A 15,653-nucleotide genomic window follows, 5' to 3' on the forward strand; every position below is an offset into this window, starting at 1 on the left:
CCGGGGAGACTAGTCGGAACGAACCCCGCCGCCGTCCGGAAGCCTGCGGCGCGCGAACTCGGTCGGCGGGGCCCCGGCGAACTGCTGGAAGTCCCGGACCATGTGCGCCTGGTCGTAGTAGCCCGCGTGCTGGGAGATCTCCGCCCAGCTGCGCATCGTGGCCGACAACGCGACCGCGTGGTTGAAGCGCAGGATCCGCGCGAGCAGCTTCGGCGAGACGCCCACGTGCTCCTGGAACCCGCGGTTGAGGTAGCGGCGGCTGCAGCCCAGCTCGTCCGTCAGCGCGTTGATCGTCACGGCGCCCTGGGTGGCCTTCAGGCGGGCGAGCGCGCGCGTGATGCTCGGCACCGGCGACAGCGCGTCGTCGAGGCGGGTGAGGAAGAAGGCGTCGAGGGCGGCGAACCGCTGGGCGTGGTGGGTGGCGTCGGCGAGCTGCTCGTGCAGGTGCGCGCCGGGCCGGTCGAGCAGCGCTTCGAGCGTCACCACCTGGTGTGTGAGGTGGTGCATCGGCAGGCGGAGCAGCAGGTGCGCGCCGACCGGCGTGAGGTCGATCTGGACGCCGCGCTGAGCCCCGCTCGTCTCCGTGATCGCGTAGGTGTCGTGCAGGCCGGCGAAGAAGCCGGTGGCGTGGGTGGCGAAGGGGGAGCCGGGCGCGCCGACGCGGATCGGCGCGCCCAGGTTGACGATCGCGACGATCCGGTCGCCGGGCAGCTCGCGCCGGCGCACGAAGCTGCCAGTCCGCTCGTCGTAGTCGCAGTAGCGGATGACGTAGCCGTCCAGCCGCGGGTCCGGCAGCGCGTGGACCATCTCCCACTGGTCCTGCTCGGAGACGTGCCGGACGATCCGCGTCATGCCGGCGGCTGGTGCAGGCCGAACGGCGAGCCCTGGTCGTCCTTGCAGAACTTGAAGCGGCCGAACTTCTTCACGTTGTCGGCATTGTCGTCCTCGAAGCCGTCCTGCACCTCCCCGCCCAGCGCCTTGACCCGCTCGAGCGCGGCGTCCAGGTCGTCGACGGCGAAGAACACGTACGGCCACGCGCCCTTGTCGTTCGGGTGCAGCCCGCCCGGCACCCCGGGCGTCTTGATCGCGTAGCCCTGCATGGCCGGGCCCGTCTCGAACTCCCACCCGAACATCGCGCCGTAGAAGGCCTGCGCCTTCTCCGCGTCGTCCACGCCGAGCTCGAAGAAGCTGATGCTGGTCATGGGCGGGACGGTACGCCGGGTCGGCCCGGCCGTCTTGGACGAATGTGATCGGCGATGAGTTCGCGCGGTCGCGTCCGTCTTGGCTGGCATGGCCTATGCACCCGTCGTCGTCAGCCTGCCCATCGCCGACCGCCGTGCCTCGCACGCGTTCTACGCGGAGGTGTTGCAACTGCAGGCGTTCGGCGCGCCCGCCGACGACGGCGTGCCCGAGCCGCTGCAGTTCGCGCTCAACGACGGCGTGCACCTGATGCTCATCCCGCGCGGCGGGTTCGGCTGGGTGATCGGCGACCGCGACGCCGCCGCACGCGGGCAGGTGGAGACCGTCCTGAGCCTCACGGGCGACGTCGACGCCGTGATCGAGCGCGCCCGCCGGGCCGGCGGCGAGATCGTCACCGAGCCCGCGCGGCAGCCGTGGGGCTACACCGGGACGTTCGCCGACCGCGACGGCCACCTCTGGATGGTGACCGCCTAGTTGAGCAGCACCCAGGGGTCGAACTGCTCGATCGGCACGACGCGGATGCGCGGCAGCGCGACCGTGAAGGCGCCGACGTCGTCCTCGAGGTCGAACAGCTCGACGTTCTCGATCTCGGTGAGCAGCCCGCTCGTCATCTCGCGGAAGCCGATCAGGCCGATGCGGCGGCCGGGCTGCTGCGCGAGCTGGGCCACCTGGGGTGCGAAGTCGCCGTCGTGGCTGGCGAGCAGGAGGTCGCCGTGGCCGCGCTCGGCGAGCGCCTCGATCGTGCGCTGGATGGCGACGTCGACGACCTTCACGTCCGGCGCGCCGCTGAGCAGCACCGGGCGGTAGTCGAGCGCGGTGAGCGCCTGGACGAACGCCATCGGCACCGTGCCGGAGGCGTTGAGGAAGAACAGGCCGCGGACGGGCTGCTCCCAGACGGAGCGGGCGTAGTCGCGCACGCGATCCCAGCGCGGGCGCTCCTCGGGCGCGGGGCGACGGCCGAGCACGCCGGCGCCGAGCGTCGCGTCGATGTTCTCGCCGTCGATGAGCAGGAACGTCTCAGGCACACCGCGAGCATAAGCGGTCGGCTGCCTCGGACCGGCACTTCGCGCCAATACTTGCCGTGCGACAAGCAAGTTAGTACGCTGGCTGGCATGCCCGACTTCTCCGATGCCGCGCTCGACCGCTATCTCGCAGAGGACCCCGGCGGGCCGGTCGTGATGCTCAACCTGCTGCGCTTCCGGCCCGACGGCGGGCGCGAGCGCTACGACGACTACCGGCGGGCGCTCGCGGCGACCGGCGTGGGCGCCGACGCCGAGCCGCTGTTCTTCGGCGCGGGCGGCGGAGCCGCGCTGCAGGGCGCGGACTGGGACGCCGTGGCGCTCGTCCGCTACCCCAGCCGTAAGGTGTTCGTGGAGATGGTCCGGTCCCCCGAATACCGCGCGATCGCGCACCTCCGCCACGAGGCGCTCGTGGACGCGGTACTGCAACCGACGACGTGGCTGTTGTAAGGCGCACGCAGGCCGAGCGGCGCGCCGAGACGGAGCGCCGGCTGCTGGACGCGACGATGGAGATCGTCGCCGCCCGCGGCGTGCGCGCGGTGACGCTGGCCGCCGTGGGCACGGCCGCGGGCTACTCGCGCGGGATCGTCACGCACCAGTTCGGGTCGCGCCGCGGGCTGCTGGACGCGCTGACCCTGGAGCTGCAGAACCGCTTCGTCCCGCCGGAGACCGACGACGTCCTGGAGCTCGTCGACGCCTATCTGACCGCGTTCGAGGAACGCCCGCTGGACACGCGCGTCTACGCGGTGCTGTGGGCGGAGGCGCAGGCGGGCGACGAGGACCTCCGCCCCGCCTTCGAAGCCCGCGACGCGCGCTTCGTGGCCACCTTGGCGGGTTATCTGGACGGCGACGAGGCGATGGCGGCGGTGATCGTCGCCCTCCTGCGCGGCGTCGCGCTGACGCGTCCGGACGACGTCCGCGCGCAGGTCCGCCGTCTGCTGGACCGCGGCGTCAACGCTTGATCCACCGGTTCCCGTTTGGTTAGAGTCCCCCAAACGAACTGGGGACGTGGTCGAAATGCAGCGAACTGCCCTCGCGACGCTCGTCGCAGTCGGGTTGGTGTGCCTGCCGTCGGCAGCGCAGGCACGGGTCGACGTGACCGTCGCCACTACCGAGCCGTCGCTGACCGCGGTCGATGGAGGCGGGTTCACGGCGTCGGTCTCGTTGACCAACCTCACGGACGCTGCGGTCCCGGTCACCACGCCGCCGAAGCTCGGAACGGCCTGCGGCGTCACGCTGACCGGGTCCCCCATACCCACCGCCTCGACCGGCACGGTCAAGCTGGCGTTCGATCGCGGGTGTGCCAAGGCTGACCTCAACCTCGTGACGCTCACCGCCGCGCGGCGCAGACGATCGAGCTCAAGCCCAAGGACCCGCCGGCCGAGTCGCCGGACTGGGACGAGTTGTGGTGGTTCGCGAAGGCGTTCGGCACGGCACTCGTGCTCGTGATCGCGCTGGGCGTGTATTGCTGGCGAGCCCCATGGGTGCAGCTGAAGGGGCTGCCGGACACGTGGAAGTTCGGCGACAGCCTGGTGACCAACGTGACGCTGCTCGGCGGCACGCTGACCGCGGTCGTGGGCTCGGCGGATGTCGTCAAGGCCTTCCTCGGCCCGGACGCCGACGGATCGGTCGCCCTGATCACGGTCGGCGCGGCCGTGGCGGCGGCGATCATCGCGCTCGGCGCGGTCGTCCTGTTCACCTTCCGCTGGGGTGGCAACTTCACGCTGTTCGGCCTGCTGCTCGCGGCGGCGGTGACGTTGGCGGGCGCCGGAGGCGAGCTGTGGATCATCTCCCACAGCGCGAGCGAGTTGACCCTCGGCGGCTGGGAGGGCCGGATCGAGCCGATCACGTGGGTGTTGGCCGGCCTGCTCGTCGCCTACGCCGTCCGGAGCCTCAGGGAGACGATCGACCAAGGGCTGACCGAGGCGCCGCCGGCGAAGCTGAGCGCCGAGATCGTCGCGGCGGCGGTGCTCACGGCACACGTGAGCGACAAGCCGGCCGACGCGCGACAACTCCTGGCGGCGATCCGCTCCGTGCGGGACCGGCCAGATCTGGACGCCGACACGGATGCGGCGGAGCCGGCGGGCGGGACGCTCTTCCAGCGCTTCCGGCGTGCGCTGAAGGCTGGTCGGCCCAGGCCGAACTTCGAGATGACCGACAAGGCCGCGTTGCTGTAGCCGTCCTACCCTCGGAGTCATGCAGCTCGCGACGCTCGAGAACACGTTCGCCCACGAGCTCGAGGGGTTGGGTGTGCCGTGGCAGCCGGTCGCGTCGCCGGAGCCGCAGCTCGTGCTCCACAACGAGGCGCTCGCGGCGGAGCTGGGCGTCTCGCTCGACCTCGACGTGTTCGCGGGCCGCGCGGTGCCCGACGGCGCCGTGCCGATCGCGATGGCCTACGCCGGCCACCAGTTCGGCGGCTACTCGCCGCGCCTCGGCGACGGGCGTGCGCTGCTGCTCGGCGAGCTCGTCGACCGTGATGGCCGCCGGCGCGACCTGCACCTGAAGGGCTCCGGCCGCACGCCGTTCGCGCGCGGCGGGGACGGCAAGGCGGTGCTCGGGCCGATGCTGCGCGAAGCCGTGATCGGCGAGGCGATGCACGCGCTCGGCATCCCGACCACGCGCGCGCTGGCCGTCGTGGCCACCGGCGACCGCGTGATGCGCGAGGCGGGCGCGCTGCCCGGCGCGATCCTCACGCGCGTGGCGGCCTCGCACATCCGCGTGGGGACGTTCGAGTACGCGGCGCGCAACGGGGGCCTGCGCGAGCTCGCCGACTACGCGATCGCCCGCCACTACCCGGGGCTGTCGTACCTGGAGCTCCTGTCCGCGGTGGTCGACGCCCAGGCTCGGCTGATCGCCCAGTGGATGCTCGTCGGCTTCATCCACGGCGTCATGAACACCGACAACATGGCGATCTCCGGCGAGACCATCGACTACGGCCCGTGCGCCTTCATGGACCGCTACGACCCGGCGACCGTCTTCAGCTCGATCGACCACATGGGCCGCTACGCGTACGGCAACCAGCCCCGGATCGCGGTCTGGAACCTCGCCCGCTTCGCCGAGACGCTCCTCCCCCTGATCGGCGGCGACGACGCGGTGGAGCGCGCAACCGACGTCCTGCACGGCTTCGACGACGCCTACGGCCGCGCCTGGCGCGCCGGGATGACCGCGAAGCTCGGCCTCGCCGAGCCGGATGCCGCGTTCTTCGAGGACACGCTGACGCTGCTGCACGAGCAGCGCGTGGACTACACGAGCTTCTTCCGCGCGCTGCCGGACGCCGCGCTGGGCGACACGCGCCGCGCGCACGCCCTGTTCACCGACCCGGCGGCGTTCGACGCGTGGGCTGACCGCTGGCGGCCGCTGACCTCGTCGGACGCGCTTGCCGCCATGAACGGCGTGAACCCCGCGTACATCCCCCGCAACCACCTCGTCGAGGAAGCGCTGACGGCGGCGATGAGCGACGACCTCGAGCCGCTCGGCCGCCTGATCGAGGTGCTCGCGCGGCCGTTCGAGGAGCGCGAGGAACGCGCGGCCTACGCGCAGCCGGCGCCGGACCGGTTCAACGGGGTCTACCAGACGTTCTGCGGCACCTGACCTCGCACCCACGCCGTGAGCGTCGTCATCCGCCTGCATGTGGACCTCGCCGAGACCGACCGCGGCGGTCGCCGTCGCCCGGTGCGCGACGGGTACCGCGCGTCTTTGTCGTTCGGCCGGCGCCGGCGTGACGTCGAGCCGATCGTCCACGACGCGGTGCTCGTCTTCGAGGACGTCGACGAGCTGCAGCCGGGCGCGTCGGCGGTCGCCCGGGCGTGGATGTTCGACGAGCTGCCCCGGCGCGGCGTGGACGACGACGCCGTGATCGCGCTGCTCGAGCAGGACCGGATCATCGGCCGTGCGCGCGTCCTGAGCGCGCACGAGGACGAGACGCTGCAGCCGCTGGCCGACCTGGCCGACGCGAAGCGCCGCCCGCTGTAGCGACGAGCGACCTGGCAGGCTTGGCGGCACATGGCCGTCACGTTCAACCACACCATCATCGCCGCGAAGGACCGTGAGGCGTCCGCGCGCTTTCTGGTCGACCTGCTGGGCTTGGAGGAGCCCACCCACTGGGGTCCGTTCACCTCCGTCCGGCTCGACGAAGGCGTCGTGCTGCAGTACGCGGAGCCGCCCGTGGACGAGATCCAGATGCAGCACTACGCGTTCCTGATCGACGACGCGACGTTCGACGCGGCGCTCGAGCGGGTGCGGGCGCAGGGGATCGAGTACTGGGCCGACCCGCAGATGCGACGCGCCGGGGAGCTCAACGACAACAACGGTGGCCGCGGCTTCTACTTCTTCGATCCGGCCGGGCACGGGCTCGAGGTGCTGACCCGCGCCGACTAGAAGCGCACCAGCATCTTGCCGGTGTTGGCGCCGCGCAGCAGGTCGATGAAGGCTTGCGGCGCGGCCTCCACGCCGCCGTCGACGATCGTCTCCTTGAACTTGACCTTGCCGTCGCGAACCCAGGCGCCGACCTCTTCGAGGAAGGCCGGCCGGCGGTCGGCGTGGTCGCCGACGATGAAGCCGCGCAGCGTGAGGCGCTTGCCGACCGCGAGGAACAGGTTGCGGACGCCGTACGGGTTGCCGTTGTAGCCGGAGATCGCGCCGCACAGCGCGGCGCGGCCGCGCTCGTTGAAGGCGAAGATCGCCGCCTCCAGGTGCTCGCCGCCGACGTTGTCGAAGTAGACGTCGATGCCGTCGGGCGCGGCGTCCTCGAGCAGCTTGGCGACCTTGCCGTCGTGGTAGTCGAACGCGGCATCGAAGCCGAGCTCGTCCTTCAGCCACGCGACCTTCTCAGGTGAGCCGGCGCTGCCGATCACGCGCGGGTTGCCGCGCAGCTTGGCGATCTGGCCCGCGAGCGAACCGACCGCGCCCGCCGCGCCGGAGACGAACACGACGTCGTCGGGCTGGAGCGCCGCGACGTCCAGCAGGCCCGCGTAGGCGGTGAAGCCGGGCATGCCGAGGACGCCCAGGAAGGCCGAGTCGCTCACGCCGTCGATCGACTGCACCTTCTGCGCGCGCGTCGCGGGCAGCACCGCGAGCTCGCGCCAGCCGAAGCCGTGGACGACGGTGTCGCCCGCCTGGAAGCCCTCGGCGCGCGACTCGACCACCTCGCCGAGCGCACCGCCGTCGAGCGCCTGGCCGATCTGCCACGGCGGCGTGTAGGACTTGGCGTCGTTCATCCGGCCCCGCATGTACGGGTCGACGGACATGAACGTGTTGCGCACCACCAGCTCGCCGTCGCCCGGCGCGGCGACGTCGGTCTCAGCGAGCTCGAAGTTGGACGGCTGCGGTTCGCCCTCGGGGCGCGAAGCGAGCCTGATCTCTCGGCTGGTCATCGCGTCCCACGCTACCCCGGGGGCGACAGGTCACTCCCGTTGCGCGTCAGCCGACCGGAGCGGGTCAACTCCTCGACCGCGCGCGTCAGCGCAGCCTGGATCGCGGAACCCGCGCGTGCCCAGCCGAAGAGCCGTGCGGCCTTCTGCTTGACCTCGTCCTCGGTGACGATCCGTGCGTCGGCGACGAAGCGCGTGATGGCCTCCGCCAACTCGACGTCGGGCACGTGCTTGACCTCGCGCTGTGTTCGCGGTTCGCCGTCGAGTGGGATGCGGACCAGGTCAACCCGCTGGGCCGGAAGGCAGACGGCGTTGCCGTGCCGGACGAGCGTCCCGGCTTGCACGAGCGCGTCGACCGCCCCAAGCACGGCGCGCCGCCGCTTCTCGCTGACCACCGTGCCCCAGGCGCTGACGACGCGTCGTGCGAGCAGGTCATCGACGATCGGCGCTTCCTCGGCGACGGTGTGCAGCACGAGCTGGCGCACCTCGCCCTGGGCGACGACCTCGGTCATGTCGAACGCGCGCCCGGCCGGCAGCTCGGCGACGGTGTAGGGCTCTGCCCAGGGCGGCGGGGCGTCGAGCTCCACGTCCTCGAACACGACGTCGACTGGCTGCGGGGGCGCCACCTGCTCGGTCACGCGGGTCGGCGTCGCGAGCAGGGCTCGCTCGATCGCCTCGCGCAGCCGTTGTTCCTCGCCTGAGCGGTCGCGGTACCAGCTCGGCCCCCAGATCCGGTGCAGCGTCCAGCCGAGCCCGTTCAGCACCTGCTCGCGTAGCCGGTCACGATCACGCGCGACCCGCGACGAGTGATACATCGCTCCGTCGCACTCGATCCCGAGCGCGAAATGTCCCGGCCGGTCGGGGTGACGGACGGCGAGATCGATCCGGTAGCCCGCGGTACCGACCTGCGCGACCACGCTGTGGCCCATCGCACGCAGCGTCTGCAACACCGCGACCTCGAACGGACTCTCCGGCTCGCCGCCCTCGTCGAGCGCGTCGTCGACGGTGAGCACCACCGGCCCGCGCGCCGCGAACTCGAGGTACTGGCGCAGCGCGTCGACGCCCTTGTTGCGGCTGCCGTCGGCCAGCTGCTCCGGCGCGAACGAGGAGATCACCTCGACACGCCGGCGTGCGCGCGTGATCGCGACGTTGAGCCGCCGCCAGCCGCCTTCGCGGTTCATCGGGCCGAAGTTCATCGTCAGCTTGCCGTGCTCGTCCGGTCCGTATCCGACCGAGAACACGATGATGTTGCGCTCGTCGCCCTGGACGTTCTCGAGGTTCTTGACGAACAGCGCCGTCAGGCGGTCACCGGCGAACAACTCGGCGTAGCGCGGGTCGTCGCGCCGCTCGTCACGACGCAGCACCTCCTCGATGAGCGACGCCTGCGCCTCGCTGAAGGCCACGACACCGATGCTCCGTTCCCCCCGCTCGGCGTGCGCGAACACACGCTCGGCGACGGCGTACGCTTCCGCCGGGTTGTCGCGCGTCGTGCCGCGGCGGTACTGGCCGTCGACCTGGATGAGCTCCACGCCGAGGTCCTCGGCGTGCTCAGCCGGGCTCGGGAACGTGACGAGGTCACGTCCGTAGAAGCGGTAGTTCGAGAATGCGATCAGGTGCTCGTGCTGGGAGCGGTAGTGCCAGCGCAGCGAGAGCGAGCGGAAGCGACCGACGCCCTTGGCGAGGTCGAGCACGGAGTCGTACTCGGCCGGCGCCTCCTCGACCCACTCGTCGCTGCCGTCGGAGGACTGCTCGAAGAAGCTCGTGGGCGGCAGCTGGTTGCGGTCGCCCGCGATGATCATCGCGTCGCCGCGGTAGAGCGCGTTGACGGCGTCGCACGGCCTCACCTGGGACGCCTCGTCGAAGATCACGACGTCGAAGCGCATGTCCGGCGCGAGGAACTGGCTGACCGACAGCGGGCTCATCATGAAGCACGGCTTGATCGCCTGCGCGACCGGCGCTGTCCTGGCGAGCAGGTGCGAGACCGGCATGTGGCGCCGCTTCTTCTGCGCCTCGCTCTGGAGGATCGCGGCGACACCGAGGATCGCGTTCGGGCGTCGCGCGTTGGCCGCCGCCATCACGCGGTGTGCGGCGTCGCCGACGATCGCGCGGTCCAGCCGTGCATACTCGGCGATCAGGCGGTCACGATCGACGGAGCGCAGCGGGCCGAGCACGTCGCTGCGCTCGGCGAGCATCCGGTCCGCGAGCGCTTCGAGCGCGCTACGGCGCAGCACGCCGACGACCTGCCCTGACGGGACGCGGCGGTCGGCGGCGAAGCCGACGGAAGGGCCCAACCCGGCGGCGGCGAGGCGCTCGATCGCCTGCGCGTGCGCGACCCAGACCTCGATGCTGCCGCGCGTGTCGCGCAGCGTGCCGATCAGCGCAGAGGCGTCATCGAAGTCGCCTTCGAGATCGCCCGCCAGCTGCTCGCGCCATTGTGCCTGGAACTCGAGGAGCATCTGGTCAACCGCTTCACGCCAGTCGGCGAGCGCTTCGTCCAGGAAGCGTGGATCCGGGGCGACGGTCACGAGCCGCGCCGCAGCAGCCCCGGGTGGGGGAACGGGCAGCAGCGCACGGATCCGCTCACTCGACGTGACCGCGGCGGCGAGCGCGTCCGGATCGACGTCGAGCGCGGCCCACTGCTCGAGCACGTCCGTCGCCTCGCGGTCGTCCGCGTGCTCGGCCTCGACGGTCGCGACCTCCTGCCGCGCGGTGGCCGCCGCAACGGCAGACGTGACCGAGCCGGTGCTGCCGCGCAGGACGTCGACCCGCTCCGTCGCGGCGGCGACAGCGCGCAGCAACGTGCTGGCCTTCCCCAGCTCTTCGGCGGCTCGTCCGAGCGCGCGCTCGAGCAAGGGGGCCAGCGCCTCGGGCAGCTCAGAACGCAGCCGTGCGGCCGCGGCATCGGTCCGGCCCGCCAGCTCGGCGGCGCCAGGGACGGCGCGACGTCCGCTCATGACGTCGGCGAACCGCGCCGGATCGGCGACGCGTGTGCCCGCCACCTCGTGCGCGCGCCGTGCGAGCTCGAGACGCGCGCGCAGCGCGGCCACGTCGGTCTCGGGGCCGCTCCACGCATCGGCGAGTACCGCGGACTCACTCGCGGCGGTGTACAGCAGCGCCGCGCGGGCCTGCTTCCACGCGATGGCGGCGTCGATCGTCGCGATCGCCTGCTTCGCCTTCACGCCGGGTGCCGTCGCTGCGAGCGTGTCCCGGTCCGCCCGGTAGGCGCCGCCGAGCTTCTTCAGCCCGCGGTGCTCGTCCGCGAAGCGCCGGGCGAGCGCGTCAAGGTCCAGCTCGAGCACGCTCGGCTCGAAGATCTGCGCAGCGGTCCGTGCGCTCACGTCCGTCTCAAGCAGCTCGATCACGCGTGTCACACCCTCGATCGGTGGACTCGCGAACCAGCTCGCGGGCGGCGGCGAGCCCTCGGCAGCGAGCGCGGTCAACTCGACCGCGGCTTCGGCGTGCGCGAGCGTCAGCTCCGACGATCGCAGACCGAGCAGCGGAGTCAGATCCTCCGCGTGCGCCGTGACCGCCCTGGCTGCCTCGGCAAGACGATCAGCCGCGTCGGCGAGCCGGACAGCGGCAGCGGCGCTCTCCGGCGCGGTGACTCCAAGTTGTTCGAGACTCGCCAGGCTCGACGCGACCTCGGATTCGTCCAGCTCCCGCCAGCGCTGGCCGGCTGCGGCCGCAGCGGCCTGCGTCGCGCTCGTCCAGCGCCGGGCGCGCTGCGCCGCACGTTCCGCCGGCTCGCCCGGGTTCGTGGCACCGAGCCAGTCGACGGGAATGCCCTCGGGGCGCTGCTGGAGCGCGACGAGCAACGCGGCGAGCTCGCGCGCGGCGTGTGGACCCGCCGGTGGCTCGAGCAGCAGGTCCTCCGTGACCGTCTCGGCGACGGTCCGCAGGCTGTCGAGGCGGGTCGCGAGCTGCTCGAGCCTCGCGAGCACACGCTGGCCGACCGCGGTCGTCCATTCGGTCGCCGCCGCACCGCGCCAGACGAAGTCTTCGCCGCGCTCGACCACCGCCCAGGTCGACTCAAGCTGTTTCGCGAGGTCCTCGAGCTCGCCCACCGCGGCGCGCGACGCCGGCGCGTGTTCGGCGACTGGCGCGTGGGGCAGCTGCTGGAGTCCAGCGATCTCGCCCAGGAGGTGGTGCAGACTGCGTCCGGACAGCTCGTCCGTCGGCGCGTTGAGCGTGGCGGCGTAGCGGCTGAGCGCCTGGCGCCGTTGCTCGGCCGCGTTGAGGTCGTGCTGGGTGAGCGCGGGGTTCGGCTTCGGCCTGCGCACGAGCGAGGCGCCGAGCGCGCCCGCGACCGCCGCGCGGGTCGTCTTGTGGCTGTGCAGTTCGAGCGTGTACTCGTCGAGGCCGACATGCGCGAGCCGGTTGTGGACGACATCGAGCGCGGCGGCCTTCTCGCTTACGAACAGGACGGTCTTCCCGTGCGTGATCAGCTCGGCGATCATGTTCGCGATCGTCTGGCTCTTGCCGGTGCCGGGCGGGCCGTCCATGACGAACGAACGGCCGGCGCGCGCGGCGGCGATGCACTGGCGCTGGGACGCATCGGCGTCCAAGATCGTGACGGCCGCTTCGGGCTTGTGCTCGCGGTCGAGATCAGCCTCGTCGACGGGCTCGAAGGCGAAGTCCTCCCCTTCGGAATCGTCGGTCGGCCCGGCGGCGAGCGCGCTCACGATCGGGTGCTCGACGATTTGCTCGAAGTTCGCACGCAGGTCGCGGTACATCGCCTCCTTGTGGAAGGAGAACGTCGACAGGACCACACGCTCCTCCACCGTCCACGCAGGGTGCGAGGCGACCGCGTCACGGATCTGCGCGAGCAGCGGCGCGACCTCCAGCGGCTCCTCCGGGTCCAGCTCGGGCAGCTCGATGCCGAGCTCGGTCTCGAGCTTGAGCCACAGCGCCGGGTTCACGAGGGGCTCTTCCTCGGTGGAGGCGAGCTTCCAGTCGTGGCCGCCCTTGCCTGCCTCCAGCCGCACCGGCACGAGCAGCAACGGGCTGTCCTGATACTCCGCGCGGCCGTCTGCCGGGTCGGACCAGTGCAGCATCCCGACCCCGAGGTAGAGGACCCATATGCCGCGGTCCATGAACTCAGTGGTCGCGCGGCGCGCGAGGCCCGCGCAGGCGGCGCGCACGTCCTTGCCGGCGGCCTTGGTCGTCATCAGCAGCGGCGTCGAGGACGAGGCTTTCGCGGGCACCGGCACCCCGAGCACGCGGCGCTTGGACGGCACGAACGGCAGCCCTTCCTCGGTGCCCGCGAGGCCCGCGAGGATCCCGTCGCGCGGCCCTTCGGAGATCAGCACGGTCGGGGTGACGTCGAGTGTCTCGTCCATGAGCGCCTTGTGCTGAGCGGAGCTGAGGATGCCGATGCGGTCGTCGATACGGCCGCTGAGCGGCTCGAGCTGCGTGCGCAGGTGGTTGAACGCCTCCTCGATGCCGGCGCTCTCGATCCGGTAGCGCTCCTCGCCGAGGTCGTACTCGAACTGGCGCTGGAAATGAGCGACGACCGCGGGGTTGACGATCAGCTCGTGCGCGCGCAACCGCAGCCGACGGTTGACGATCTCAGCCGGGACGAGGAAGAGCGCGGCGGCGTGCGTGCCGTCGTGCTGCCAGTGGAGAACGCCGAACGACACGTGAACATCTCCGCCCGGGGCGAGCCGGTCCAGCGCCTCGGTGACGGCCGCGGCGGTCGACGGCGCACGGTCGGCGGGGCCGAGCGCGACGCGCGCCGCGGTGGGATCGAGATCCTCGGCCTGTGTCTGCTCGTCGGGCGGGATGTGGAACGTCCACTCGCGCGAGCGGCCGTCGACGAGGCGGTCGAGGATCGTCTGGGCGTCCGGCGCCGAGACTTCCAGCGACGCGGTCTTCGTGTGTCGGAAACGCAGCAGCCGGTTTCGACCGGTCAGGTCGAGCAGGTCGTCGCGCCACTGTGCAAGCTGCGCTCGGACGCGCTCTTCACGGCTGTTCACGCTGGAACTATATGTCCAACAAGACCGAGCGTTGAGCGAAGCTGGACTCGCGTTGCGCCACCTCGGCCCGCTCGATCTCGACGCGGTTGTCGTGATAGACGGCGCCGCCACCCATGTCCGAGTCGCGCTCGTCGGTGGTCGCGTTGACGTTCGCGCCCCCGCGGACGTGCTTGAGCCAATGGCCCTTGGTGGAGGCGACGACGCCCTCACGGACCGTGTCGGCGACCAGCACGTCAGCCAGGAACTCGCCGCGGGCGTTGAAGACGCGGGCGGTGTCGCCGGTCTCGAGGCCGCGCGCTTGGGCGTCGGCCGGGTGCAGCGTCACGCGGGGGCCGCCGGCCTTCGCCATCAGGTCCGGCTTGTTGGCGAAGATCGTGTTCAGGAACCAGTGGCTCGCGGGGGCGATCAGCGCGAGCGGGTGGTCGTCGTCCGGGCGCGTCGCCTGGCTGGGCGTGTAGCCGGGGATCGGGTCCAGGCCGTCCTGCTCCGCTTTCTCGGAGTAGAACTCGAGCTTGCCCGACGGCGTCGGGAAGCCGTCCGTGAACGGGACGTAGCGCTCGGGCAGGTAGCGCTTCCAGCCGGTCTCCCACAGCTCGTCGAACAGCTCGTCACCGAGCAGGGTGCGCGCGACCTCCTCGTCGCTCGCGTAGAGCGCGGGCTCGGTGAGGTCCATCGCGCGTGCGATCCGGCGGAACGTCTCCAGCGTGGACACGGCCTCGCCGCGGGGCGCGGTCGCCGGGCGGTTGAGGTGGATGTAGGAGTGCCCGTAGCCGTCGTTGACGTCCAGGTGCTCGGTCTGCATCGTGCTCGGCAGGACGATGTCGGCGTAGTCGACCGTGTCGGTCGGGAACTGCTCCATCACGACCGTGAACAGGTCCTCGCGCAGCAGGCCTTCACGCACGCGCTTCTGGTCCGGGTTCGAGCCCATCGGGTTGGCCTGGTAGACGACGAGCGCCTTGATCGGCGGCGCGTCCTGGTTGAGCAGCTCGTCGGCGAGCCGGACCATGTTCAGCGAGCGGACCGGCTGCTGGAGCAGGTCGTCGCGGTAGACGCCGGCGATGTTCGGATGGAACCGGCCCGAGGTGCTGTAGGACGCGCCGCCGCCCGGGTACTGCCAGTCGCCGGTGATGCCGGGGATGGCGTAGAGCATCCGCAGCGCGGCGCCGCCGCCCGCATGGCGCTGCATGCCCTGGGTGCAGCGGATGCCGGTCGGGCGCGTGGTCGCGAGCCGCTCGCCCAGCGCGCGGATGCGCTCCTCGGGCAGGCCCGTGAGCTCGGCGACACGGGCCGGCGGGAAAAGGAGGATGCGCTCCTTGAAGGCCTCGAAGCCGACCGTGTGCTCGGCGATGTACTCGCGGTCCTCGGCGCCCAGCTCCAGGACGATGTGGAGCAGGCCGAGCGCGAGGGCGGCATCGCTGCCGGGAAGCGGCGCGAGCCACTCGTCGGCGCGCTCGGCGGTGCGGGTCTTGATCGGGTCGATCGAGACGACGTGCGCGCCGCGCTTCTGCGCCTCGCGCATGAACTTGAAGACGTGATGGCCGGACGTGAGCGGGTTCGTGCCCCAGAGCAGGATGAGCTTGGAGTCCGCGAACGTCTCGGGGTCCATGCCCGCGGACGTGCCCGTGGTGTAGGAGGCGCCGATCCGGCCGGCGACGCTGCACGCGGTCATCTCGTGCCGGGACGCCCCGAGCACGTTCCACAGCGGCCGGCCCGCGGCGCCTTCGAGGCCCTGGACCCAGCCGAGCGAGCCCGTGCCCTGGAACGGCCAGATCGCCTCGCCGCCGAACTCGTCGCGGACCTCGAGCAGCCGATCCGCGATCTCCTTCGTCGCCTCGTCCCAGCTGATGCGCTCGAACCGGCCCTCGCCCTTCTTGCCGACGCGGCGCAGCGGGTACAGCAGCCGGTCCTCGGCCTGGACGTGCTCGAGGTAGCCGTTGACCTTGGCGCACAGCGCGCCCGCCGTGTACGGATGCTCGCGGTTGCCGCGCAGCCGCGTCGCCTTCCCGTCCTCGACCGTCACGACCCAGCTGCAGCCGTCCGGGCAGTCCAGCGGGCAGGCACCGAAGACGTCAGGCATGCATCCAGACTAC

At 71.7% G+C, this 15,653-nt stretch carries 13 protein-coding genes; 7 read left to right on the top strand and 6 right to left on the bottom strand.

Annotated elements, in window-relative coordinates:
* Positions 1 to 9 precede the first annotated feature (9 nt).
* Together C8N24_RS03895 and C8N24_RS03900 are read right to left on the bottom strand one after the other, a co-directional pair.
* The gene (locus C8N24_RS03895) at positions 10 to 852 is read right to left on the bottom strand and encodes a helix-turn-helix domain-containing protein (RefSeq protein WP_121248193.1); all 843 of its coding nucleotides are present in this window, start codon (positions 850 to 852) and stop codon (positions 10 to 12) included.
* The gene (locus C8N24_RS03900; RefSeq protein ID WP_121248195.1) at positions 849 to 1,202 is read right to left on the bottom strand and encodes a VOC family protein; all 354 of its coding nucleotides are present in this window, start codon (positions 1,200 to 1,202) and stop codon (positions 849 to 851) included. The genes C8N24_RS03895 and C8N24_RS03900 overlap by 4 nt, the downstream gene beginning before the upstream one ends.
* A gap of 88 nt (positions 1,203 to 1,290) precedes the next feature.
* On the opposite strand from C8N24_RS03900, the gene C8N24_RS03905 reads away from it, so the two are divergent.
* Entirely contained in the window at positions 1,291 to 1,674 is a 384-nt protein-coding gene (locus C8N24_RS03905; protein WP_121248197.1) for a VOC family protein, read from the top strand.
* Here C8N24_RS03905 and C8N24_RS03910 read toward each other — a convergent pair.
* On the bottom strand, positions 1,671 to 2,225 hold the full coding sequence (locus tag C8N24_RS03910) for an NYN domain-containing protein (protein ID WP_121248199.1): 555 nt from the start codon (positions 2,223 to 2,225) through the stop codon (positions 1,671 to 1,673). The genes C8N24_RS03905 and C8N24_RS03910 overlap by 4 nt on opposite strands.
* An 87-nt stretch (positions 2,226 to 2,312) precedes the next feature.
* Here C8N24_RS03910 and C8N24_RS03915 point away from each other — a divergent pair, with 87 nt between their 5' ends.
* The 6 genes from C8N24_RS03915 to C8N24_RS03940 all read left to right on the top strand — a co-directional run bounded on the left by C8N24_RS03915 (position 2,313) and on the right by C8N24_RS03940 (position 6,596).
* Complete coding sequence (locus C8N24_RS03915) at positions 2,313 to 2,669, top strand: DUF1330 domain-containing protein (RefSeq protein ID WP_121248201.1); 357 nt, start codon at positions 2,313 to 2,315, stop codon at positions 2,667 to 2,669.
* Positions 2,657 to 3,181 carry a TetR/AcrR family transcriptional regulator gene (locus C8N24_RS03920; RefSeq protein WP_147447630.1) on the top strand — a complete coding sequence of 175 codons (525 nt, stop codon included), beginning with the start codon at positions 2,657 to 2,659 and terminating at the stop codon, positions 3,179 to 3,181. The genes C8N24_RS03915 and C8N24_RS03920 overlap by 13 nt, the downstream gene beginning before the upstream one ends.
* Positions 3,182 to 3,622: 441 nt before the next feature.
* Complete coding sequence (locus tag C8N24_RS03925; RefSeq protein ID WP_121248205.1) at positions 3,623 to 4,396, top strand: hypothetical protein; 774 nt, start codon at positions 3,623 to 3,625, stop codon at positions 4,394 to 4,396.
* Positions 4,397 to 4,415: 19 nt separating this feature from the next.
* Positions 4,416 to 5,810 (top strand): protein adenylyltransferase SelO, encoded by a 1,395-nt coding sequence (locus C8N24_RS03930; RefSeq protein ID WP_121248207.1) that lies wholly within the window; start codon positions 4,416 to 4,418, stop codon positions 5,808 to 5,810.
* 15 nt (positions 5,811 to 5,825) lie between these two features.
* A complete protein-coding gene (locus C8N24_RS03935) occupies positions 5,826 to 6,191 on the top strand; it encodes a hypothetical protein (RefSeq protein WP_121248209.1) in 366 nt (121 codons plus the stop codon).
* A gap of 30 nt (positions 6,192 to 6,221) precedes the next feature.
* A complete protein-coding gene (locus C8N24_RS03940; RefSeq protein ID WP_121248211.1) occupies positions 6,222 to 6,596 on the top strand; it encodes a VOC family protein in 375 nt (124 codons plus the stop codon).
* Here C8N24_RS03940 and C8N24_RS03945 read toward each other — a convergent pair.
* Genes C8N24_RS03945 through C8N24_RS03955 form a run of 3 tightly spaced genes read right to left on the bottom strand, consistent with a single transcriptional unit; the run spans position 6,593 to position 15,640 of the window.
* Entirely contained in the window at positions 6,593 to 7,591 is a 999-nt protein-coding gene (locus tag C8N24_RS03945) for an NADP-dependent oxidoreductase (RefSeq protein WP_121248213.1), read from the bottom strand. The two genes, C8N24_RS03940 and C8N24_RS03945, sit on opposite strands and share 4 nt — an antisense overlap.
* Before the next feature lie 11 nt (positions 7,592 to 7,602).
* The gene (locus C8N24_RS03950) at positions 7,603 to 13,674 is read right to left on the bottom strand and encodes a DUF3320 domain-containing protein (protein WP_121248215.1); all 6,072 of its coding nucleotides are present in this window, start codon (positions 13,672 to 13,674) and stop codon (positions 7,603 to 7,605) included.
* Positions 13,571 to 15,640 carry a molybdopterin-containing oxidoreductase family protein gene (locus tag C8N24_RS03955; RefSeq protein ID WP_121248217.1) on the bottom strand — a complete coding sequence of 690 codons (2,070 nt, stop codon included), beginning with the start codon at positions 15,638 to 15,640 and terminating at the stop codon, positions 13,571 to 13,573. Before C8N24_RS03955 ends, C8N24_RS03950 begins: the two co-directional genes overlap by 104 nt.
* Positions 15,641 to 15,653 lie beyond the last annotated feature (13 nt).

The organism is Solirubrobacter pauli, assembly GCF_003633755.1.
GTDB lineage: Bacteria > Actinomycetota > Thermoleophilia > Solirubrobacterales > Solirubrobacteraceae > Solirubrobacter > Solirubrobacter pauli.

Excerpts from the sequence above, each read along its gene's own strand:
- C8N24_RS03940 (WP_121248211.1), top strand. The coding sequence starts at position 6,222 with ATGGCCGTCACGTTCAACCACACCATCATCGCCGCGAAGGACCGTGAG.
- C8N24_RS03900 (WP_121248195.1), bottom strand. The coding sequence starts at position 1,202 with ATGACCAGCATCAGCTTCTTCGAGCTCGGCGTGGACGACGCGGAGAAG.
- C8N24_RS03895 (WP_121248193.1), bottom strand. The coding sequence starts at position 852 with ATGACGCGGATCGTCCGGCACGTCTCCGAGCAGGACCAGTGGGAGATG.
- C8N24_RS03905 (WP_121248197.1), top strand. The coding sequence starts at position 1,291 with ATGGCCTATGCACCCGTCGTCGTCAGCCTGCCCATCGCCGACCGCCGT.
- C8N24_RS03930 (WP_121248207.1), top strand. The coding sequence starts at position 4,416 with ATGCAGCTCGCGACGCTCGAGAACACGTTCGCCCACGAGCTCGAGGGG.
- C8N24_RS03955 (WP_121248217.1), bottom strand. The coding sequence starts at position 15,640 with ATGCCTGACGTCTTCGGTGCCTGCCCGCTGGACTGCCCGGACGGCTGC.
- C8N24_RS03945 (WP_121248213.1), bottom strand. The coding sequence starts at position 7,591 with ATGACCAGCCGAGAGATCAGGCTCGCTTCGCGCCCCGAGGGCGAACCG.
- C8N24_RS03915 (WP_121248201.1), top strand. The coding sequence starts at position 2,313 with ATGCCCGACTTCTCCGATGCCGCGCTCGACCGCTATCTCGCAGAGGAC.